Source organism: Polaribacter sp. HL-MS24 (genome assembly GCF_032758595.1).
Taxonomy (GTDB): domain Bacteria; phylum Bacteroidota; class Bacteroidia; order Flavobacteriales; family Flavobacteriaceae; genus Polaribacter.
The window spans coordinates 2,408,446-2,429,933 of sequence record NZ_CP136415.1; the positions used below are offsets into that span (position 1 = coordinate 2,408,446).

At 34.9% G+C, this 21,488-nt stretch carries 12 protein-coding genes, 1 other RNA gene, 2 pseudogenes and 1 riboswitch; of the genes and pseudogenes, 5 read left to right on the plus strand and 10 right to left on the minus strand.

Annotated elements, in window-relative coordinates; translation table 11 throughout:
* The first annotated feature begins 5 nt into the window (after window positions 1–5).
* The 3 genes from RRF69_RS11395 to RRF69_RS11405 all read left to right on the plus strand — a co-directional run bounded on the left by RRF69_RS11395 (window position 6) and on the right by RRF69_RS11405 (window position 3,316).
* The gene (locus tag RRF69_RS11395) at window positions 6–1,643 is read left to right on the plus strand and encodes an OstA-like protein (RefSeq protein ID WP_316939903.1); all 1,638 of its coding nucleotides are present in this window, start codon (window positions 6–8) and stop codon (window positions 1,641–1,643) included.
* Window positions 1,643–2,827, plus strand: a complete 1,185-nt coding sequence (locus tag RRF69_RS11400; RefSeq protein ID WP_316939904.1) for an aspartate aminotransferase family protein — start codon at window positions 1,643–1,645, stop codon at window positions 2,825–2,827. The genes RRF69_RS11395 and RRF69_RS11400 overlap by 1 nt, the downstream gene beginning before the upstream one ends.
* Window positions 2,828–2,968: 141 nt before the next feature.
* Window positions 2,969–3,316, plus strand: a complete 348-nt coding sequence (locus RRF69_RS11405) for a hypothetical protein (protein WP_316939905.1) — start codon at window positions 2,969–2,971, stop codon at window positions 3,314–3,316.
* 86 nt (window positions 3,317–3,402) lie between these two features.
* Here the strand turns inward: RRF69_RS11405 and RRF69_RS11410 are convergent.
* From RRF69_RS11410 to RRF69_RS11445, 8 genes and pseudogenes are all read right to left on the minus strand, one after another.
* Window positions 3,403–5,669 (minus strand): annotated as a pseudogene (locus RRF69_RS11410) (aconitate hydratase).
* 185 nt (window positions 5,670–5,854) lie between these two features.
* An RNA gene (gene rnpB / locus RRF69_RS11415) (RNase P RNA component class A) lies at window positions 5,855–6,164 on the minus strand.
* A 193-nt stretch (window positions 6,165–6,357) separates the two neighbouring features.
* Window positions 6,358–7,487 (minus strand): annotated as a pseudogene (gene dnaJ, locus RRF69_RS11420) (molecular chaperone DnaJ).
* 74 nt (window positions 7,488–7,561) lie between these two features.
* Window positions 7,562–8,110, minus strand: a complete 549-nt coding sequence (locus RRF69_RS11425) for a nucleotide exchange factor GrpE (RefSeq protein ID WP_316939906.1) — start codon at window positions 8,108–8,110, stop codon at window positions 7,562–7,564.
* Window positions 8,111–8,214: 104 nt separating this feature from the next.
* Entirely contained in the window at window positions 8,215–9,525 is a 1,311-nt protein-coding gene (murA, locus tag RRF69_RS11430) for a UDP-N-acetylglucosamine 1-carboxyvinyltransferase (RefSeq protein ID WP_316939907.1), read from the minus strand.
* Between the two features lie 6 nt (window positions 9,526–9,531).
* Complete coding sequence (locus RRF69_RS11435; RefSeq protein ID WP_316939908.1) at window positions 9,532–10,185, minus strand: DUF4290 domain-containing protein; 654 nt, start codon at window positions 10,183–10,185, stop codon at window positions 9,532–9,534.
* Between the two features lie 171 nt (window positions 10,186–10,356).
* Window positions 10,357–12,678, minus strand: coding sequence for an ATP-dependent helicase (locus tag RRF69_RS11440; RefSeq protein ID WP_316939909.1), 2,322 nt, complete (start codon window positions 12,676–12,678; stop codon window positions 10,357–10,359).
* Window positions 12,679–12,904: 226 nt separating this feature from the next.
* Window positions 12,905–14,842, minus strand: coding sequence for a TonB-dependent receptor plug domain-containing protein (locus RRF69_RS11445; RefSeq protein WP_316939911.1), 1,938 nt, complete (start codon window positions 14,840–14,842; stop codon window positions 12,905–12,907).
* Between the two features lie 113 nt (window positions 14,843–14,955).
* A riboswitch (cobalamin riboswitch) is annotated at window positions 14,956–15,178 on the minus strand.
* 58 nt (window positions 15,179–15,236) lie between these two features.
* Here RRF69_RS11445 and RRF69_RS11450 point away from each other — a divergent pair.
* Together RRF69_RS11450 and RRF69_RS11455 are read left to right on the plus strand one after the other, a co-directional pair.
* Complete coding sequence (locus RRF69_RS11450; RefSeq protein ID WP_316939913.1) at window positions 15,237–16,208, plus strand: ABC transporter substrate-binding protein; 972 nt, start codon at window positions 15,237–15,239, stop codon at window positions 16,206–16,208.
* Entirely contained in the window at window positions 16,201–16,368 is a 168-nt protein-coding gene (locus RRF69_RS11455; RefSeq protein WP_316939914.1) for a hypothetical protein, read from the plus strand. The genes RRF69_RS11450 and RRF69_RS11455 overlap by 8 nt, the downstream gene beginning before the upstream one ends.
* Window positions 16,369–16,644: 276 nt before the next feature.
* Here RRF69_RS11455 and RRF69_RS11460 read toward each other — a convergent pair whose 3' ends face one another.
* Together RRF69_RS11460 and RRF69_RS11465 are read right to left on the minus strand one after the other, a co-directional pair.
* Window positions 16,645–19,392, minus strand: a complete 2,748-nt coding sequence (locus RRF69_RS11460; protein WP_316939915.1) for a DNA gyrase/topoisomerase IV subunit A — start codon at window positions 19,390–19,392, stop codon at window positions 16,645–16,647.
* Window positions 19,393–19,470: 78 nt separating this feature from the next.
* Window positions 19,471–21,330 (minus strand): DNA topoisomerase IV subunit B, encoded by a 1,860-nt coding sequence (locus RRF69_RS11465; protein WP_316939916.1) that lies wholly within the window; start codon window positions 21,328–21,330, stop codon window positions 19,471–19,473.
* Window positions 21,331–21,488 lie beyond the last annotated feature (158 nt).

The window sequence follows — 21,488 nt, forward strand, 5'->3', positions numbered from 1 at the left end:
AAATCTTGAAAAGAATATTTTTTTTGTTTCTAGTGATTCTTCCTTTATGTGCAACTGCACAAGTAAAAAGGATTCTTTATAGTGCAAAGCTTCAAGATACCAACGAAGAAAAATATCCCGGAGCTACCCGATTGATAGGAGAAGTCAAAATGACACATGAAGGGGCTGTCTTAACCTGTCAACAGGCACTCTATTATAAAAAAGAAAACTTTTTTAAAGCGATTGGAAATGTGCTTTTAAAACAAGGAGACACCATTACACAAACCAGTGATTACACTGATTATGATGGGAATTCGAAACAGGTACTTTCATGGGGAAATGTCATTTTAAAAGACCCATCGATGACCTTAACGTCAGATACTTTGCAGTTTGATCGGTTAAATCAGAAATTGTATTATAAAAGTTATGCAACTATAAAAGACACCACCAATACCTTAAAGAGTAAAAAAGGGAATTACTATCTAGAAAAGAAAAAATTTACAGCGATCACTAAAGTACAAGTGGTCAATCCAAAACATACCTTAGTGTCAGATCATTTGGACTATTATACCAATACTGGTTTGACCTATTTCTATGGTCCTACAACTATTACCAATTCATCGGATCAAAACCATATTTATAGTGAAAAAGGGTTTTACAATACCAAAACAGATGTTTCTCATTTTGTAAAAAATGCAAAATTATTTTTAAAAGAACGAACTATCGAAGGAGATAGTCTCTATTATGACAAGAACCGAGGATTTGCCTCTGCTACCAATAATATTATCGTTAAAGATTCGGTTAAAAATTTTTTAACCAAAGGAAATTATGCCGAACTATTCGAGCTAAAAGATTCATTATTTATTGTTAAAAAAGCCCTAGCAATTAGTATTATTGGAAAAGATTCAATGTTTGTACATGGAGATACAATTCTGGTTACTGGTCCTCCTGAAAAAAGAATCATTCGTACCTATAACCAAGTAAAAATATTCAAGTCTGATTTGCAGGGAAAATGCGATTCAATCCATACCGATCAAGCCACTGGTCTTACCAGAATGTTTAGGCACCCAGTTTTATGGGCAGATAAAAATCAGATAACAGGAGATGTAATTCATTTAATTACCGACACAGAAACTGAAAAACTAGACTCCTTAAAGGTATTAAATAATGCATTTATCAATTCGAAAGATTCTTTGGGGATTGAAGATTTCAATCAAATAAAAGGGCGAAATATTTACGGAAAATTTAAGAACAACAGCATTAGAACCCTACTGGTAAAAGGAAATGCTGAATCTGTATACTACAATAGAAATGAAGCTACAGTTTTAGAATCCATTTCAAAAGAAATTGCGAGCAATATCGAATTCACTTTATCTAAAGGCATCATTGAAACGATTAAATATCTTAAAAGTACAGAGGGAAAAACCTATCCCCCTTCTCGACTTCCCGACGACGTAAAACAGCTCCGGGGATTTATTTGGCGTGAAAGTGAACAACCCAAAAAAATGACTGACGTTTTCATAACTGAAAAAATCTCTATACTTTCTAAAAATGCCAAACGCAAAAGAGTCATCGTAAAATCAACTTCTACACCAACCATAGAAGCCACTGTCGAAAAACCAAAGAAACCAGTCAGAACGATCAAGGCTTTGAGTGAACAATAATGAAGAAGGATTTTTTCACATATCAGGCACAAACCACTCCTCACCCACTTGCAATAGAAATATCATATGCAAAGGGTTCGTATATCTATGATACAAATGGGAAAAAACATTTGGATTTTGTTGCAGGAGTTTCTGCAAATAGCTTAGGACATCAACATCCAAAAGTATCTCAAGCAATTAAAGAACAGGTTGACAAGTATTCGCATGTCATGGTGTATGGTGAGTTTGTACAAGAAGCACCAGTGGCTTTGTGCAAATCACTCTCAGAAACCTTTCCAAATAGAAACATGGCTGTGTATCTAACCAATTCAGGAACAGAAGCTACAGAAGGTGCCTTAAAATTGGCAAAGAAACTTACTGGAAGGTCTGAAATAATTGCAGCAAAACATTCTTACCATGGAAATACACAAGGGTCAATGAGTATTTCTGGCGCAGAAGAACAAAATAGAGCTTTTAGACCCCTAGTTCCTGGAGCAAAATTTATACAATACAATAATGAAGCCGATTTAGACAAAATCACATCTAAAACTGCCGCAGTTATTTTAGAAACCATTCAAGGAGGTGCAGGGTTTATTACACCTACCAATAATTTTCTTAAAAAAGTAAAACAACGATGTGATGCAGTTTGTGCAGTGTTGATTTTAGATGAAATTCAAACAGGAATTGGAAGAACAGGAAAGTTTTGGGGGTTTGAACATTATAATGTAAATCCTGATATCGTAATTACGGGAAAAGGATTGGGTGGCGGGATGCCTATTGGAGCTTTCATAGCACCACATAAAATGATGGCATTATTACAAAATGAACCAAAATTAGGACATATTACTACCTTTGGTGGTCATCCTATAATCGCTGCTGCTGGTTTGGCAACTGTTACAGAAATTACTACTAGTAATTTAATTTCTGATACTTTACGCAAAGAACAACTCATCAGAAAACACTTACAACATCCAGCAATCCAAGAAATAAGAGGAAAAGGATTGATGTTGGCTGCTATGGTAGACACAGCAGAATTGGCTTCCGAAATCATTCTAAGCAGCCTAGACAGGGGTCTTATTCTATTCTTTTTACTTTTTGAAAAAAAAGCAATCCGAATTACACCTCCACTCACAATTTCTGACGAAGAAATTATTGAAGGCTGTACCCTATTAAAAGAAGTGATTGACAAAGTAACTCAAAGATAAAGCACTTCTTCATTTTATACAGGAGTCCAAATTCACTCCTTCTCATTAAATTGCGTTAATTTTTTGTTAAGTCTCAGAATAATTGAAACCTTTATTTTTATGGGTCGTCTTTACTGTATAAACAAATAAAAAACACATATTATGAAAAATTTAAAAATTATTATTGCCGTAGTTTCAATTGCTTTATTGACAACTTTTTCTTTACAAGCTACAGAAAAAAACAACTCCAAATCGAATAATGAATTAAGAGCAAAAATCGTTGCTGTCATCGGGACTAAAATGCCGATTCATATTAAAAAAGAAAGCACCGCAACAATTTCCTTTATCATGAATACTAAAAATGAATTGGTCATTTTAAATATTGATTCTGACAATGAAGAAGTTTCATCTTATATTAAAAATAAGCTAAACTATAAAAAAATGGATGTAGAGGGAACTCTAAGGGGAGAAACATATTCTTTAACTTTTAAAGTTAAAGTTAAAAATTAATAGCGTGCTTTTTCCGTTTAATGATAAAAAAACAAAGCTCCTAAATTTCTTTAGGAGCTTTGTTGTATTTAAAATTGAAAAGATAATTAATTGTTTTGCTTTTTAATTAAATTCAATGCTGAACCTTCTTTGTACCAATCAATTTGACCTTGATTGTAAGTGTGATTCGCAATAATACTATCTTTAGATCCATCTGCATGAACCACTTCTAGTGTTAAGGGTTTTCCTGGAGAAAACACATTTAAATCGACAAAGTTAAAAATATCATCTTCCTGTATCAAGTCATAATCAGCTTCATTAGCAAACGTAAGACCTAACATTCCTTGTTTCTTTAAATTTGTTTCGTGAATCCTCGCAAAAGATTTTACCAAAACTGCAGCTACTCCTAGATGTCTAGGTTCCATTGCAGCGTGTTCTCTAGAAGAACCTTCACCATAATTATGATCACCAACAACTATTGTTTTAATATTCGCTGCTTTGTATGCTCTCGCAGTTGAAGGAACTGCATCGTACTCCCCATCTAACTGATTTTTTACAAAATTAGTTTTCATGTTGAAGGCATTTACAGCACCAATCAAACAGTTGTTAGAGATATTATCTAAATGACCTCTATAACGCAACCAAGGACCCGCCATAGAAATATGATCGGTAGTACATTTTCCGTGAGCTTTAATTAACAATTTCACATCCGATAAATCAGTTCCTAAAGGTTCAAATGGAGCTAACAGTTGTAACCTTTCAGATTCTGGATTCACATTGATCACAACACCACTTCCATCTTCTTCTGGGGCAAGATATCCATCATCTTTTACTTCAAAACCTTTTGGAGGTAATTCCCATCCAGTAGGCTCATCTAACATTACTTCTTGTCCCTCTTTGTTAATGAGCGTATCAGTCATTGGGTTAAAATCCAAACGACCAGCAATGGTAATTGCAGCAACCATTTCTGGTGAAGCTACAAATGCGTGCGTATTTGGATTTCCATCAGCACGTTTTGCAAAGTTTCTATTGAAAGAATGAATGATTGAGTTTTTAGGTGCATTTTTAGGATCTTCATATCGTGCCCATTGTCCGATACAAGGACCACAGGCATTTGTAAAAATCTTTGCATCTAATTGTTCAAAAACATTTAAAATTCCATCTCTATCTGCAGTATATCGTACTTTTTCAGAACCTGGATTGATTCCAAATTCAGCTTTAATACCCAACCCTTTGTCTAAGGCCTGTTGAGCAATAGAAGCAGCTCTTGATAAATCTTCATACGAAGAGTTGGTACAAGAACCAATCAATCCCCATTCTACTTTTAATGGCCATTCGTTTTTGTTAGCAATAGCCGTCATATCTGAACCTGCTTTGGTAGATAAATCTGGTGTAAATGGACCGTTTAACAAAGGACTTAACTCTGATAAATTGATTTCAATTACTTGATCAAAATAGTTTTCTGGATTAGCATAAACTTCAGCGTCTCCAGTTAAATAGTCTTTTACTTCATTTGCTGCATCGGCAACATCTGCTCTATCCGTGGCGCGTAAATAACGTTCCATTGATTCATCATACCCAAAAGTAGAAGTGGTTGCTCCTATCTCTGCTCCCATATTACATATGGTTCCTTTACCTGTACAAGACATTCCGATAGCTCCTTCACCAAAATATTCAACAATAGCTCCAGTCCCTCCTTTTGCAGAAACAATTCCAGCCACTTTTAAAATAACATCTTTGGGTGCAGTCCAACCCGAAAGTTTTCCAGTTAATTTTACACCGATTAATTTTGGGAATTTTAATTCCCAGGCCATTCCAGCCATAACATCAACAGCATCTGCGCCACCAACACCAATTGCAACCATCCCTAATCCACCCGCATTTACGGTATGAGAATCGGTTCCAATCATCATTCCATAAGGAAAGCATAATTTTCTAAGACTACTTGGTGAATAATCCCTGCTCCGGGCTTCCAGAATCCTAATCCGTATTTGTTGGATACCGATTCTAAAAAATTAAAAACTTCATTACTCGTGTTCAAAGCACTTTGTAAATCAGTTCCAGCTCCGTTCTTAGCTTGAATCAAGTGATCACAGTGTGTAGTGGTAGGTACAGCAACTTTACTTTTACCTGCTTGCATGAATTGCAACAAAGCCATTTGTGCAGTTGCATCTTGTAAAGCAATTCTATCAGGGGCAAAATCAACGTAATCTTGACCTCTTACAAAGGCTTTACTTGGTGTACCGTCCCATAAATGGGAATACAAAATTTTCTCTGCCAAAGTTAGTGGTTTCCCTGTAATGGTTCTAGCAGCATCTACACGTTCTACAACATTTGCGTAGACTTGTTTGATCATCTCAATATCAAAAGCCATATATGTATATTTTTTAGTATTTTAGTATCGCAAATCTACTATATTTAATGCTAAATTTAAAAATAAATAATAGATTGCTTAAATTATTGAATAAAAAAAAGATATTTGATTCATAACTGAAGATTTAGTTACAAAAACACTTATTAAAAGCTTTAAATTTACGAATATCGTAAAAATTAATTAATAAAAATAGCAGATCAGTAAGCCGAATTCTGTCCCTTTTTTTTAAAAAAGGTTCTTATCATTTATCTCGTTCTAAAATTACTCTTAGAATCTATCTGCCTACCCTTTAGAATCGAGCGAGTCACTCTCAAGCTCTAATTTACATGGCATTGCATCGCATAGAGTTTACCTGGTTTCACTACAGCCGAACTGTACTTGCTTTCTGTTGCACTTGTCCTCAACTTACGCTGGACGGATGTTATCCGCTATGCTACTCTGTGATGTCCGGACTTTCCTTCACGCCGAGACGTGACGATAAGATAGATCTGCTATTGAATACTGTAAAAGTATAAAACTTTCCTCATAAAAAAACCCACTCATAAATGAGTGGGAAAAATTGCTATGAAAAAGAAAAAGTGTTACTGATTGCTCAGCAACACTGCAAATATATATTAAATAATTGTAATCTGATATAAAATAATATAAAAAATTATATTTTTTCCACAAAAAACTATTAATTATTCAATTATGAAAACATATCCTTTACTTTTTCAAAAAATGACTTGTCTGAAGTATTCGGGTTGGGTCTGAAGTTTTCATTGTCTAGCATTTTTTCAAAAAAGGCTCTTTGTTCTTTGTCCAATTCTTGAGGAGTCCAAACATTGATGTGAATTAAAAAATCTCCTGTCCCGTACCGCTCAATGCTTGGCAAGCCTTTGCCTTTTAAACGCAATATTTTTCCTGATTGCGTACCTGCATCAATTTTAATTTTCACTTTGCCCGTTAGGGTTTCTACTTCTTTACTAATTCCTAGTACCGCATCAGAATAATTGATGTATAAATCGAAGTGAATATTGGTTCCTTCTCTTTTTAAGGTTGGATGAGGAATTTCTTCAATAAGAACTAACAAGTCTCCTGGAATTGAATTTTTCCTGGAGCTTCATTTCCTTTTCCTCCTACTTTTAATTGTACTCCTTCTGTAACTCCTTGTGGAATATTAATGGAAACTGTTTCCTCTACGACAATTAACCCTTGTGCATCAGCATTATTGGGTCTGTTGCTGATCATTTCTCCAGCACCAGAACACGCAGAACAAGTTGTAGCAGTTTGCATTCTACCCAAAATTGTATTGGTAATTCGCATTTGCTGCCCTGAACCATTACAGGTAGAACAGGTTTTGTATTGAACTCCGTCTGCTTGTACTTTTCTACGAACTTTTACTTTTTTCTCGACACCTACAGCAATTTCCTCTAAAGTGAGTTTTACACGTATACGCATATTGGTTCCTTTGACACGAGCTTGACGTTGACCGCCACCGCCTCCAAAACCTCCAAAGCCACCTCCGCCTCCGCCGAAGATATCTCCAAATTGGCTAAAGATGTCATCCATGTTCATTCCACCGCCGCCAAAACCGCCGCCACCTTGTGGTCCATCAAAAGCTTGATGTCCATATTGATCATAACGTGCTTTTTTGTTTTCGTCGCTTAATATTTCATAAGCCTCTGCAGCTTTCTTAAAGTTCTCTTCAGCAATTTTATCATCTGGATTTTTATCTGGATGATATTTTATTGCCATTTTCCGATACGCTTTCTTTATTTCTGCTTGAGAAGCCGATTTAGAAATGCCTAATATTTCGTAAAAATCTTGTTTTGCCATATGCTTGCGTGATCCTTATCAGTGATCAGTTATCAATTATGAGCGATCATGGATCACCAATGGTTGTTCTTTGTTTATTGACCTATCACTACTTTAGGATAGCGAATTATTTTATCACCTAGTTTGTATCCCTTTTCAACACAATCAATTACTTTTCCTTTTAAATCTTCCGATGGAGCTGGAATTTGAGTAATCGCCTCGTGAAGTTCTGCATCGAAAACATCGCCAGGATTCGTTTCAATTTTGGAAATACCTTTTTGTTCAAGAGTCGTATAAAATTTTTGATATACCAATGTCACTCCCTTACTTAGTTCTTCAGCTTTTTCATCTTCTTCCAAATGTGACAAAGCACGTTCAAAATCGTCTACAACTGGCAGTAAAGATGTCAATACTTCTTGTCCTGCAGTCTTAAAAAGCTCAATCCGTTCTTTAGTGGTTCTTTTTTTATAGTTTTCAAACTCGGCAAAAAGACGTAAAAACTTGTCTTTTTCTGCTTGAAGCAACTCTTCTGAAGTAGGTTCTTCTACAACCGTTTCGGATGCAACTTCTTGATTTTCTTCAACTTGCTGTGCTTCCTCTGTGTTTTTTATTTCTTCTTCTTTGATATCTTCTTTCGTACTCATCTCTTTTGTAATCATTAAATTTCTTCTATCTATAGGCAAAAATGTTGCCAACAAAAAAATAGTGTCAAACTGACACTATTTTAGGTTGTTGTTTTCGAAAGTTCTTAATTTTCAATACGCTCTATTTTTGCCCCAATAGATTTTAATCGCGCTTCAATATTTTCATACCCTCTATCTATTTGTTCAATATTGTTAATAATGGAAGTTCCTTTTGCAGACAATGCCGCAATCAATAACGAAATACCAGCTCTAATGTCTGGCGAAGTCATGTTGGTTGCTTTTAATTGCGATTGATGGTCGTGTCCTATAACAGTAGCTCTATGCGGATCGCATAAAATTACTTTGGCTCCCATATCAATTAATTTATCGACAAAAAACAAACGGCTTTCAAACATCTTTTGATGAATCAACACAGTTCCTTTTGCTTGAGTTGCTATCACTAAAACAATACTCAATAAATCAGGTGTAAATCCTAGCCAAGGTGCATCTGAAATGGTTAAAATAGAACCATCAATATAGTTCTGAATTTCATAAGAGGACTGTTGAGGAATGTAAATATCATCACCTCTTTTTTCTAGTTGAATTCCCAGCTTTCTAAAAACATCTGGAATTTGTCCCAAATTTTCCCAGCTCACATCTTTAATGGTCATTTCTGAACGTGTCATAACGGCAACACCAATCCAAGAGCCAATTTCAATCATATCTGGTAAAACCCTGTGTTCACATCCGCCCAAAGCATCTACGCCTTCTATGATTAATAAGTTAGAGCCCACACCAGAAATTTTTGCTCCCATAGAGTTTAGCATTTTACTCAATTGCTGAATATAGGGTTCACAGGCTGCATTGTAAATTTTAGTAATTCCTTTTGCCAAAACCGAAGCCATTAAAATATTGGCAGTTCCTGTTACAGAAGCCTCATCTAAAAGCATTTCTGTTCCTTGAAGCTCCTTTGCTTCTACTCCATAAAAATGTTCTTCTTTATTGTATCTGAATGTAGCACCCAAACGGATAAAGCCTTCAAAATGGGTGTCCAATCTTCTTCTTCCTATTTTATCTCCTCCTGGACGCGGTATGTACCCTCTTCCAAAACGAGCCAATAGTGGCCCTACCAACATAATAGATCCTCTTAATGAACTTCCATCTTTCTTAAATTCGGCAGATTCTAGGTATGACAAATTAATTTCATCTGCTTGAAAAGCATAGGAGTTGCTGCTCAGCTTTTCTACTTTGACTCCCAGTTCACTTAAAATAAAAATCAGTTTATTCACATCAATTATATCAGGAACATTATGAACTAAGACTTTTTCTGGCGTTAATAAAACCGCACAAAGAATTTGTAAAACCTCATTTTTTGCTCCCTGAGGTGTAATAGTCCCTCCTAACTGATGTCCTCCTTCTATTCTAAATGATGCCATTGCTACTTATCTTTTTCTGTTTTTATTCTGATTGTTATGATGGGGTTTCTTGTATACAGGTTTTGTATTGTTCTGCCCTTGGGAATTTCGTTTTTTTAATAAATTTTTACTTTCTGAGAGTTCTTCTTTGGTTTCTCTTAGATCAATTTTACCATCAGACAGGTCATATAAATGTTTAAAAATTATTGCATCGTCTACGGTATCTTTATTCCAATTTAAATAGCATTTTTTCATATGATTGGCAATGGTAAATACCAATGCTTCTTTCTTGTCTCCATCTTCCCAACTGAGAGCTACATCAATCATTGTTTGGATATTATTCCCATAATAACGATATCTCGAGGCAGATTTAGGATATGCCAAAGCTTCCGGTTTCTCTTGCAATTCTTCTTTTGATGGTTGTGGATATGGTGATTCAGCATCCAATTTAAAATCAGACATGATGTACAATTGATCCCATAGCTTGTGCTTAAAATCAGGAACATCTCGTAAATGAGGCTGTAAATTCCCCATGACATCGACAATTGCTTTTGCCATTTTATCGCGTTCTTCTTTGCTCTCTAGAGCTACACAATGGTCTACTAATTTTTGTATATGTCTCCCGTATTCTGGAATGATCATTAACGGTCTTTCTGAATTGTATTCTAAATCGAATGTCATCTATTTGTTTTTGTGAAGAATCTTAGTTATTAAAAATAAATAAGAAATTTATATTTAAGGTCGCTATTTCATTCGACCTTACAAGATTGTATGCTACTAATATTTACCGTCGCAAAATAACATTTTATTTTTAGTTTTTTTACTGATTTCAAAAGAATTAAACAAAGTCTTTTATCCGATAATTTTTAGCTTTACAAAACGCAATAACAGGTTTTTTTTACCTGCGGTCCCAAACTGAATCATTGCTTTTTTATCGGGCCCTTTCCCTTCTAAAGAGAGGACTTCTCCTCTTCCAAAACGATCGTGTTCAATAATATTACCAACAATAATTTCATTATCAAAAAGGTTTCCTTTTGACAAGGTTTGAGAAACTTTCTTTAAATTTTTTGGAACAACAATTTCTTTCTTCAGGGCAATATCTCGTTCCATCTTTTTACGCTGAATAGGCTTTTGAAACCGAATTCCTTTGGGAGCATCTTCAAACAAGCTTTTTTCTACAAAGCGATTGATGGTTGGTTCAAGAGTTTTTGGGGTGATGTAGTGTAGATATTGGTCGTCGATTTCTTCTAAAAACCTACTAGGTTCGGCATCGACCAATTTCCCCCAACGATAACGAGTTTGGGCATAAGTCAAATAGGCAACATTTTCTGCTCTTGTCAATGCCACATAAAACAGTCTACGCTCTTCTTCCAATTCACTTCGAGTATTCATGCTCATAGCTGATGGAAATAAATTTTCTTCCAAGCCTACCACATAGACGTGCGAGTATTCCAACCCTTTAGATTGGTGAATGGTCATTAAAGAAATAGTGGGTTTATCATCCTCTTTTTTAGAATCAAAATCAGTTGCCAATGCAACATCCTCCAAAAAGGACGTTAATGAAGCATCTTCACCTTGCTCTATTTTATCGGTAATAAAATCTTTGATTCCATTCAATAACTCTTGAACATTTTCAACTTTGCTTACTGCTTCAGGAGTTCCATCTTTTTCTAAGTCTTTGATTAACTGAGTTTGTTTTACAACGATTTCAGCAATTTCAAAGGCATTTTTTGTTTGTGACTCTATCTGCAAGCGCAACATCATATTCATGAAATTCTGAAGCTTGTTCTTGGTTCCCCCATTTAATTTTAAATCAATTTTATCGATGTATTTTAAAACATCAAAAATTGATTTTTTATAGTGGTTTGCCGCAATGGTTAGCTTGTCTATTGTGGTTGCGCCAATTCCACGTGCAGGATAATTGATTATTCGCTTTAAAGCTTCTTCATCATTTGGGTTGATTAAAATCCGTAAATATGACAAAATGTCTTTGATCTCTTTTCTTTGATAAAAAGAAATTCCCCCATAAATTTTATATTCAATTCCTTTTTTTCGCAAAGCATCTTCCATTGCTCTCGACTGAGAGTTGGTACGATATAAAATTGCAAACTGATCGTTTTTTAATTGATGGTTCATCTTATTTTCCCAAATGGACTGGGCAACAAACCGCCCTTCTTCTCCATCAGAAATGGTACGCATCACCTGAATGCTCTCTCCTGCATCATTTGAAGTCCAAACCTCTTTGTCTAATTTTGTTTTATTTTTTGCAATTACAGAATTTGCTGCATTTACAATGGTACTGGTAGAACGATAATTTTGTTCTAATTTGAAGGTTTTTACCTCAGGGTAATCCTTTTGAAAACTTAAAATATTTTGAATATTGGCTCCTCTAAAACTATAGATACTTTGAGAATCATCTCCCACAACACAGATGTTTTGAAAACGATCAGCCAATGCTTTAACAATCAAGTATTGCGAGTGGTTAGTATCTTGATACTCGTCGACCATAATGTATTTAAATCGATTTTGATATTTTGCCAAAGATTCTGGAAAACGTGCCAATAACTCGTTGGTCCTTAAAAGTAAATCATCAAAATCCATCGCCCCTGCTTTGAAACAACGATCAACATATTCCTTATAAATTTCACCAACTTTAGGTCTGCTCGCATGCAAATCTGCTTCTTGTAAATCGGCATTATTGTAGTAGGCTCTAACGGTGATTAAACTATTCTTAAAAGAGGAAATTCTGTTTAAAATTTGCTTTGCTTTATAACGCTCTTTATCCAAGCCCATTTCTTTAATAATTGAGCCGATCAATCTCACAGAATCTTGAGAATCATAAATCGTAAAATTGGAAGGAAACCCCAGTTTGTCAGCTTCTGAACGTAAAATTCTTGCAAATACCGAATGAAAAGTTCCCATCCAAAGGTTTTTTGCTTCACTAGTCCCAACTACAGAGGCAATTCTCTCTTTCATTTCCCTTGCTGCTTTGTTGGTAAATGTGAGCGAAAGAATATTAAAGGGATCCACATTTTGTTGCATTAAATGTGCAATTCTATAAGTCAATACACGTGTTTTTCCAGAACCTGCTCCAGCGATAATAATCATTGGACCATCCATTTGTAAAACAGCCTGTCTCTGAGCTTCGTTTAATGAATCTAAGTAGTTATTCAAGGGTTATCTTTTAGCAAAAATGAAAGTGTGAATTTAGCCATTCTATTCCTTTAATTTGAGGAAGAAAGATACTTTTTATTCACATTTTATCATTTTCAATTTAAAGCTCAAGTCTATTAAGAGGAAGAGGGATACAAACCTTCTGTTAGAAAGTACCTTAATAAATCTTCTTTCAAATTCTTTCGCATAAGTATGAAAGTTAGATCTGAAATAATTTTGTGAATCCCTAGAATTGTAACCTCACTCCAATTTTATAATTTCTTCCACGAGTAGAAAACCCTAAAATGTCATCATAATCTTCATTGAAAGCATTTGTGATAGCTCCAAAAAGAGAGACTGTATTGTCTAAGAACTTATAATTTGCCATAAGGTCTACAACCTGATATTTGGGCAATAACCTATCGGTACCCGCAGTTCCAAAACTTCCATATCGATCAAAAACAGCTCTTGATGCGACATTTCTATAGGTCAGACTTATAAAAGAATTTACAAAGGGCACCACTTCCAAAGTAGTTACCAATTTATGCTTGGGAATATAATCGTCTGCACCTTCAAATTGATCTCTTTGAATATATGTATAAGAGCTCGCTAATGTTAAAAAATCGACAGGACTTACTTTCGCATTGATTTCTAATCCATTGGCGTCAGAAGAGCTGTTTGCATAGGTATAAGTGGTATTGTCATAAATGATAGCATCTGTTTCTTTTCTGTTAAAATAAACGGCATCCATAGAAAACCAATCTTTAAAATCGTATTCAAAACCAACTTCAAAGGTTTTGTTTGATTCCGGATTTAAAGCAATGTTCCCTGAAAACCCATCATACAACTGGTACAAACTAGGAGTTATAAAAGCAGTACTGTACGAGGCTATTCCTTTGATTGAATGCATTTCATTGATGACAAAATTCTGAGCAAAATTTCCATCATAAACAAACTGATTTCCATAAACATTATGAATATTCAATCGCCCACCAAAGTTGATGCTAAATCCGTTTTCTGCGATATAGACAACACTAGCATAAGGATCAAACGTAGTGAAATTGGCAATTTCTTTGTCTATAATTCCAAAAGGAGTAATAGAATTATTTGAATGTTTTTGATAATTGATTCCCGTAATTAATTGGAGTTGAGAAGAAAACTCATAGTGATGAACGAAGTCCAGATTGAGACTTCTTCCTCGAAATTGATATGCATCTAAGGTATTTGAATAAGAATTGAATTGATTTAATTCTCTTTCTATAGTATTGAAAGAGGCTATTAAATAAAGTTTTCCTTTTTGATAGCTGTAGGTGGGTTGAATCCCAAATCTTAATTGCTCTTGATTTCCTGTATTTACATCACTATCTGCAAAAGCTCCTGTATCGAAGTCGTAGTCAAAAGTATCATAATTCAAAAAGGTTTGCACATTGAATTTTTTGGAGAGCCTATACCCCAATTTTAACAAGCCGTTCTTTGATGCATAGCTGTCATTTTCAAAAACGATAGCCGTTTTATTTTTTGCTGATGACATCCCGTTGATACCTGTGACGCTAAATGCTCCTAAAAAGTTGAAATCTCCCAAGGTTCCACGGAGACTAAAATTTTGGGTTCCATCAGAAAACTTACTCTTGTTAGTTGATGCAGTATTATTCGTTCCTAAATGAGTCTCAAAAGATCCAGATATTTGGTCTTTAGATGCTTTTATTAAAATGATATTGATCACTGCTGTAGCAGCTCCAGAACCGTATAAAGTTGACGAAGCTCCTTTTAAAATTTCAATGGACTCTATTTGACTCAAGGACAACAAACGAAGGTCAAACTCTTGGTTGATTCCAGATTGATCTGTTACAGGAACACCATCAATCAAAACCAATACTTGCCTACTTCTTCCTCCACGAACATTGATACTTCTTGGTTCGGTTGCATTGGCATTGACTCCACGAACATCTATACCTACAACGGTATTCAAAATCTCAATAACCGATTTTCCTGCATTGTTTTGCAATTGTTCTTGGGAAATCTTCGTAATAACTTTCCCTGTGTTCTTTTTATTTAAATTGAATTTTGTCGCGGTAATTACGATCTCTTCTAATTTTTCTGCAGTCTGTGGCTGCTCTTGGGCATTCACAATTGCGTTCAAAAGACTAAAGACCAATACTCCTAATAGGATGATTTCCTTTTTCATTTTCATTGATTTAGATGAATAATTTGTTATTCCTGTATGGAAAATCTCAATAAATCAGGTAAATTTTGTGCACGAATAATTTCGATTAGTACATAAACTTTTATCCCGAAAGTTTTAAACTTTTGAAGATAGGCAGGTCTCCTGACTTGTTTTGATGTTCCTTAGCCTTCCCAAAATGAATCAGTGGCAAAAGTGAAAGTAACATCCTCTTGTGAGGTGCTGAAATTATTCAGCACAAACGTACAGTTGCGGGAACAGTTCTGGATTTTAACCAGATTCCCTTTTAATTCAATGCAAAATGAAAATCACATTAAAACCTAAAATCGATGCAAACTTAGTTTAAAAATTGTAAATACAAAATTGTTTTGTAATCTTGTTCTTTAAAATATTTTTAATGAAAATTCGTACTTTACACCTCTTACCCATTTTATTTTTATTAGTGCTTTTTTCTTGTAGTAAAAAAGTAAAAATTCCCGTCTCAAGAGAAAATTTTTCTAAAATAAAATATGCGAAAGGTTTTGAAATTATTGAAGATCAAGGACTAAAAAAACTTCGCATCAAATCTGCCTATCAAAATGCAGATCGAACCTTTGAATATTTCATTGAAAAAAGGAACACATTAGTACCCACCAAAAAAAATGTAATACAAATTCCCATACAGCACCTAGTCGTTACATCTACCACGCACATCCCGATGGTGGAATTGCTTGATGAAGAAAAATCGATTGTTGGATTTCCACATACTCAATATATTTCCTCTAAAAAAACTAGAGCGCTCATAGATGCTGGAAAAATTACAGAGATTGGAAATGAAAATTCATTAAATACTGAAATTCTATTAGACCTTCACCCTGAATTGGTCGTCGGCTTTAGCGTCTCATCAGCTGACAAGAGTCTTACTACTATTCAAAAAGCAGGAATCCAAGTGATTTATAATGGAGATTGGCTAGAGGAAAGCCCTTTAGGAAGAGCCGAATGGATTCAGTTTTTTGGAGTATTGTTTGATAAAGAAAAAAAAGCAGATAGTATTTTTAAGGTGATCGAAAAAAATTATATTGATGCAAAAAATACGGCTTTAAAAATAACCAAAAAGCCTTCTATTCTATCAGGAGCTGTTATGAATAAGGACATTTGGAATTTACCCGCAGGAGAAAGTTTTGTGGCACAATTTTTAAAAGATGCCAATTTGGATTATTTGTGGAAAGACTCGAAAGGAAAAGGAAGTCTGTCTTTAAGTTTTGAGAGTGTTTTTGATCGAGGTGTTACTGCTGATTTTTGGATAGCTCCAGGATATTTTACTTCAAAAGAGCAACTTCTGAATAGTAACCAATTGTATGCTCAGTTTAAAGCATTTCAAAATGACTAAGGTCTACACTCCAATTATAAGAAAAGGAACATCCGGAGGAGTTATTTATTATGAATTGGCAAGCACTCGACCCGATTTGGTATTGAAGGATTTGATTAAAATCACCAATCCCGAGGTATTGCCAAATTATGAGCTGACTTTTTTTGAGAAGATGAAATAAAAATTATTTTTGAATCTATGAACATCCAGCTGCAGCATCAATCGCTGTGGTGTCAAAAACAGGCACTGCAATATCATCCTATGAACTAACAAATCCCATCTTCCTTGTTTTTGAATGAAGCTATCTTTTCAAAATCAAATGAATTGATCACCACTTCTGCAGAATGAGGTTCACCATAATTCCTCGAATTTAAAGTAGTTAATAGTCGATGATAAAAAATGGTTGACTCGGGTGTAATAGCTTCTATTCAACCTATTTTGTTCATCGAATGTTTATTTAAAACAAACTTTGCTGCGAATCATCGTCTTTGCGTTCTTTTTTCTTCTGAATAGCTTTCTTCAATAGATCGTTCTTTTTATCTTCTTTATTAGGGACTTCTAAAACTGACGCTTTTTCAATTGTTGGCACATCGATTGACAAAGTATTAGAAATAATTTCTTCTTCTACCACTTCAATTTCCTCGGAACTAGGTTCTTCGGGCTCCTCAAAAGGTAAGGACTCCAACAAATTGACTTGCTTAATTTTATTGGTAGTCAATTGATTCCCTTGTGCTTTGATCCCTTTGATAGCGATAAATGATTCAAAATTTATTTGTTGAGGTGCTAAGGTTCTTTTAGAAAATACCACTTCGGCCATAGGTCTGTAATCTGTGGTTACAATCTCCAATTGCGATTTTGGATGCTCACTGATCAGAACTTCTTCTTTATCTGGAGTTTCAACCAAGAAACGTTTGATATAGTATCGTTCTTTCTCACCATCAAAATAAATGGCAGAAATCGGTTTGTTGGGTTTCCATTTTTCTAAGACAATCATGTCATCCTCAAAGTGCATTGACAAATCGGGTTTAACCGCTTTAATTTTTCCACTTTGAGTAATTATTAATAATTTATCTTCTGCTTTAAACTCACCTAGTAGAGTTCCTCTATTATCAACATTTAAACGTTGTACAGTTTCATCAAACCAAATTTTTCTCGGCTTTAAAGTGGAAACTCCAGCCGATTTAAAATCGACCGATTTGATTGCATATTTAGAAATTGTATTTCCCCTCACAGCTCTCCCTTTGACACTTAAATCGGCAAAATCAATGTCCCACTTAAGTTTTTTAACACTCCCTACAGCTCTTAAATTGACCGTAACTACTTCTGCTTCCCCATTGGGGTTTGCGGAAAAGTAATGAACAAGAGATCCCTTGTTCCCGTTTGTAAGATCGTATTCCTTATCACGTGTTACCGAGGTTACGTTGAAACGTTTCATAAAGCTAGCACCACGAGCACCATCACGATACATATAATTGTAAACCGTTCGTTGATCTTTCTTTTTAAAGACTGCAACATGAATAATTTCTTTTCCAACAAAAATTTTCGAGTCTACTTTTGTTACCATCATTTTACCATCTTTTCTAAAAATGATAATTTCATCAATATCTGAACAGTCAGTTACAAACTCATCTCTTTTTAATGAAGTTCCAATAAAGCCTTCCTCTCTATTCACATAGAGTTTAGTATTATTCATGGCAACTTTAGAGGCTACGATATCATCAAAAATTTTAATTTCTGTTTTGCGCTCCTTTCCCTTGCCATAGGTCTCTTTCAAACGTTTGAAATAGTCAATTGCAAATTCAATTAAGTTCGCTAAATGTCCTCTCACTCCAGCAATTTTATCTTCTAAGCCTTCTATAAATTGTTTGGCTTTGTCGATGTCAAATTTTGAAATTTTCTTGATACGAATTTCTGTCAAACGAACAATATCTTCTTCTGTTATGGCTCGTTTTAAATGTTTGATATGCGGTTGCAAACCAAGATCAATTGCTTTTAATACTCCTTCCCAAGTTTCAACTTCTTCAATATCTCGATAGATTCTATTTTCTATAAAAATTCGTTCTAAAGAAGAAAAATGCCATTGTTCTTCCAATTCATTTAACTGAATTTCCAATTCTTTTTTCAACAAGTCTACGGTTAAATCAGTAGAATGTTTTAGCATTTCGGAAACTCCAATAAAAACAGGCTTGTTGTTTTCAATAGTACACGACAAAGGCGAAATGGAATTTTCACAATTGGTGAAGGCATATAAGGCATCTATGGTTTTGTCTGGTGAAACATTGGGAGGTAAATGCACCAAAATCTCTACTTCTGCAGCCGTATTGTCTTCGATCTTTTTTATCTTAATTTTCCCTTTTTCATTGGCTTTGATAATACTGTCAATCAGAGTAGTTGTCGTAGTTCCAAAAGGGATTTCATTGATGACTAAGGTCTTTTTATCGAGTTGAGTTATTTTAGCGCGAACACGGATTCTTCCTCCACGTTTACCGTCATTGTAATTGGTGAAATCTGCAATTCCTCCAGTTAAGAAATCTGGCAAAATAGTAAAACTTCTTCCTTTTAAATATTTGATGGATGCATCAATCAGTTCAATAAAATTGTGAGGCAATATTTTGGTCGATAATCCCACAGCAATTCCTTCTGCTCCCTGAGCTAATAATAGAGGGAATTTAACGGGCAAATCAATCGGTTCTCTTCTTCTTCCGTCATAAGACATTTTCCAATCTGTTGTTTTTGGATTAAAAACAACCTCTAACGCAAACTTAGATAAACGAGCCTCAATGTATCGAGAAGCAGCTGCACGATCACCTGTAAGGATGTTCCCCCAGTTCCCTTGCATGTCTATTAGTAATTCTTTCTGACCAATTTGCACCATGGCATCTGCAATAGAAGCATCTCCATGGGGATGATATTGCATGGTATGACCAACAATGTTTGCAACTTTATTATAACGACCATCGTCCAAGTCTTTCATAGAATGCATAATTCTACGCTGAACTGGCTTTAAACCATCTTCTAAAGAAGGAACTGCTCTTTCTAAGATTACATAGGAGGCATAGTCCAAAAACCACTCTTTGTACATCCCTGTAACTTTGGTGATGGTTTCTTCTTGAATAACATCGTCTTGAAAACCTAAAGAATCATTGGATTCTTCTTGATTGTCAGATGCAGGATTATGTTCGTTATCGTTAATTTCTTCACTCATAGTCTAAACGTTTATTCGCTTCAGAGTTTCATCTTATTTTTTATCCCCAATTTTTGCAATTGAGTTCTTCAATTATATTTACACTTCCTCTTCCAAGGTATCCAATTCAACTTTTAAATTCTCGATGATAAATTTCTGTCGATCTGGGGTATTTTTCCCCATATAGAACTCCAACATTTGCTCAATCGACATTTCTTTGTCTAGCATCACAGGATCCAATCGGATATCATCTCCAATAAAATGGACGAATTCATTGGGTGAAATTTCTCCCAATCCTTTAAATCGGGTGATTTCTGGTTTTCCTTTCAATTTTAAGATTGCTTCTCGTTTTTCATCTTCAGAATAACAATAGAATGTTTCTTTCTTATTTCGTACTCTAAATAAGGGCGTTTCTAGAATATACAAATGTCCTTCTTTGATTAACTCTGGAAAAAACTGCAAGAAAAAAGTAATCAGTAACAACCGAATATGCATTCCATCAACATCGGCATCGGTTGCAATTACAATATTGTTATAGCGCAATTCCTCCAAACCGTCCTCAATGTTCAAAGCGGCTTGCAACAAGTTAAATTCCTCATTTTCATAAACAATTTTCTTACTTAATCCATACGAATTTAAAGGCTTTCCTTTTAAACTGAATACTGCCTGTGTATTTACATTTCTCGATTTGGTAATTGATCCAGAGGCAGAATCCCCCTCCGTAATAAACAAAGTGGTTTCTAAATAGTTTTCCTTTTTGATATCTCCCAAATGAATTCGGCAATCGCGCAATTTCTTATTGTGCAGGCTCGATTTTTTTGCACGATCTCTTGCTAGTTTTCGAATTCCAGAAAGTTCTTTACGTTCTTTCTCTGCTTGCATGATTTTCTTTTGAAGCTTCTCTGCCACTTCTGTATTCTTATGCAAATAATTGTCAAGCTGTGTTTTGACAAAATCGTTGATATAAGTTCGAACCGTAGGCAAATCTCCTCCCATTTCTGTTGAACCCAATTTTGTTTTTGTCTGACTTTCAAAAACGGGTTCCATTACTTTTATCGCTATTGCAGAAATAATGGACTTTCGAACATCGGATGCTTCAAAATTCTTTCCATAAAACTCTCGAATTGTTTTCACAAGAGCCTCCCTAAAAGCCGATTGATGGGTTCCTCCTTGAGTAGTGTACTGTCCGTTTACAAAAGAATGATACTCCTCTGAGTATTGTGTTTTACTATGAGTAATAGCGACTTCAATATCATCGCCCTTAAGATGAATAATTGGATACAACATGTCCTCTTGATTGTTGTTGTCTTCCAACAAATCTTTCAAGCCATTTTCTGAAAAGAATTTTTCACCATTAAAGATAATCGTCAAACCAGGATTCAAATACACATAATACTTCAGCATTTTAGCTACATATTCATTTCGGTATTTGTATTTCTTAAAAATAATTTCATCGGGAACAAAAGAAACTTTGGTTCCTTTTCTTCGAGAGGTTTCTTCCAAAAATTCTTGATCGTTCAAAATTCCTTGACTGAATTCTGCCGCAGCAGACTTGCCTTCTCGTGACGATTCTACTCTAAAAAAAGACGAAAGTGCATTGACCGCTTTGGTTCCAACCCCATTTAAACCTACCGATTTTTTAAAGGCTTTCGAGTCGTACTTCCCTCCTGTGTTCATTTTTGAAACCACATCTACCACCTTCCCTAAGGGAATTCCACGACCGTAATCACGAACAGTTACTTTGTTCCCTTGAATAGAAATTTCGATGGTTTTTCCAGCTCCCATAACGTATTCGTCAATAGAATTGTCCAAAACTTCTTTGACCAAAATATAGATTCCGTCATCTGGAGAAGAACCATCACCCAATTTCCCAATGTACATTCCAGGACGCATTCGGATATGTTCTTTCCAGTCTAAAGACCGAATATTATCTTCTGTATATTTTGTTTCTTGACTCATAAAATAACGAACTATAATTAACTTTGAAGTACTTGCTAAAATAGGATTTAACCGAGAAAAATAAAACGCCTTTTGGAATTAGTTATTAACAGGATTTCAACGAAAATTGATAATGCGTTCTGAAAAAGAAATACCTTACAAAAACCAAATAAATGGGA

What these genes read in the sequence shown, in the direction of transcription:
- RRF69_RS11400 (WP_316939904.1), top strand. Translation starts at nt 1,643, where the DNA reads ATGAAGAAGGATTTTTTCACATATCAGGCACAAACCACTCCTCACCCA.
- RRF69_RS11445 (WP_316939911.1), bottom strand. Translation starts at nt 14,842, where the DNA reads ATGAAAAAGGAAATCATCCTATTAGGAGTATTGGTCTTTAGTCTTTTG.
- RRF69_RS11435 (WP_316939908.1), bottom strand. Translation starts at nt 10,185, where the DNA reads ATGACATTCGATTTAGAATACAATTCAGAAAGACCGTTAATGATCATT.
- RRF69_RS11405 (WP_316939905.1), top strand. Translation starts at nt 2,969, where the DNA reads ATGAAAAATTTAAAAATTATTATTGCCGTAGTTTCAATTGCTTTATTG.
- RRF69_RS11465 (WP_316939916.1), bottom strand. Translation starts at nt 21,330, where the DNA reads ATGAGTCAAGAAACAAAATATACAGAAGATAATATTCGGTCTTTAGAC.
- murA (WP_316939907.1), bottom strand. Translation starts at nt 9,525, where the DNA reads ATGGCATCATTTAGAATAGAAGGAGGACATCAGTTAGGAGGGACTATT.
- RRF69_RS11450 (WP_316939913.1), top strand. Translation starts at nt 15,237, where the DNA reads ATGAAAATTCGTACTTTACACCTCTTACCCATTTTATTTTTATTAGTG.
- RRF69_RS11425 (WP_316939906.1), bottom strand. Translation starts at nt 8,110, where the DNA reads ATGAGTACGAAAGAAGATATCAAAGAAGAAGAAATAAAAAACACAGAG.
- RRF69_RS11460 (WP_316939915.1), bottom strand. Translation starts at nt 19,392, where the DNA reads ATGAGTGAAGAAATTAACGATAACGAACATAATCCTGCATCTGACAAT.
- RRF69_RS11455 (WP_316939914.1), top strand. Translation starts at nt 16,201, where the DNA reads ATGACTAAGGTCTACACTCCAATTATAAGAAAAGGAACATCCGGAGGA.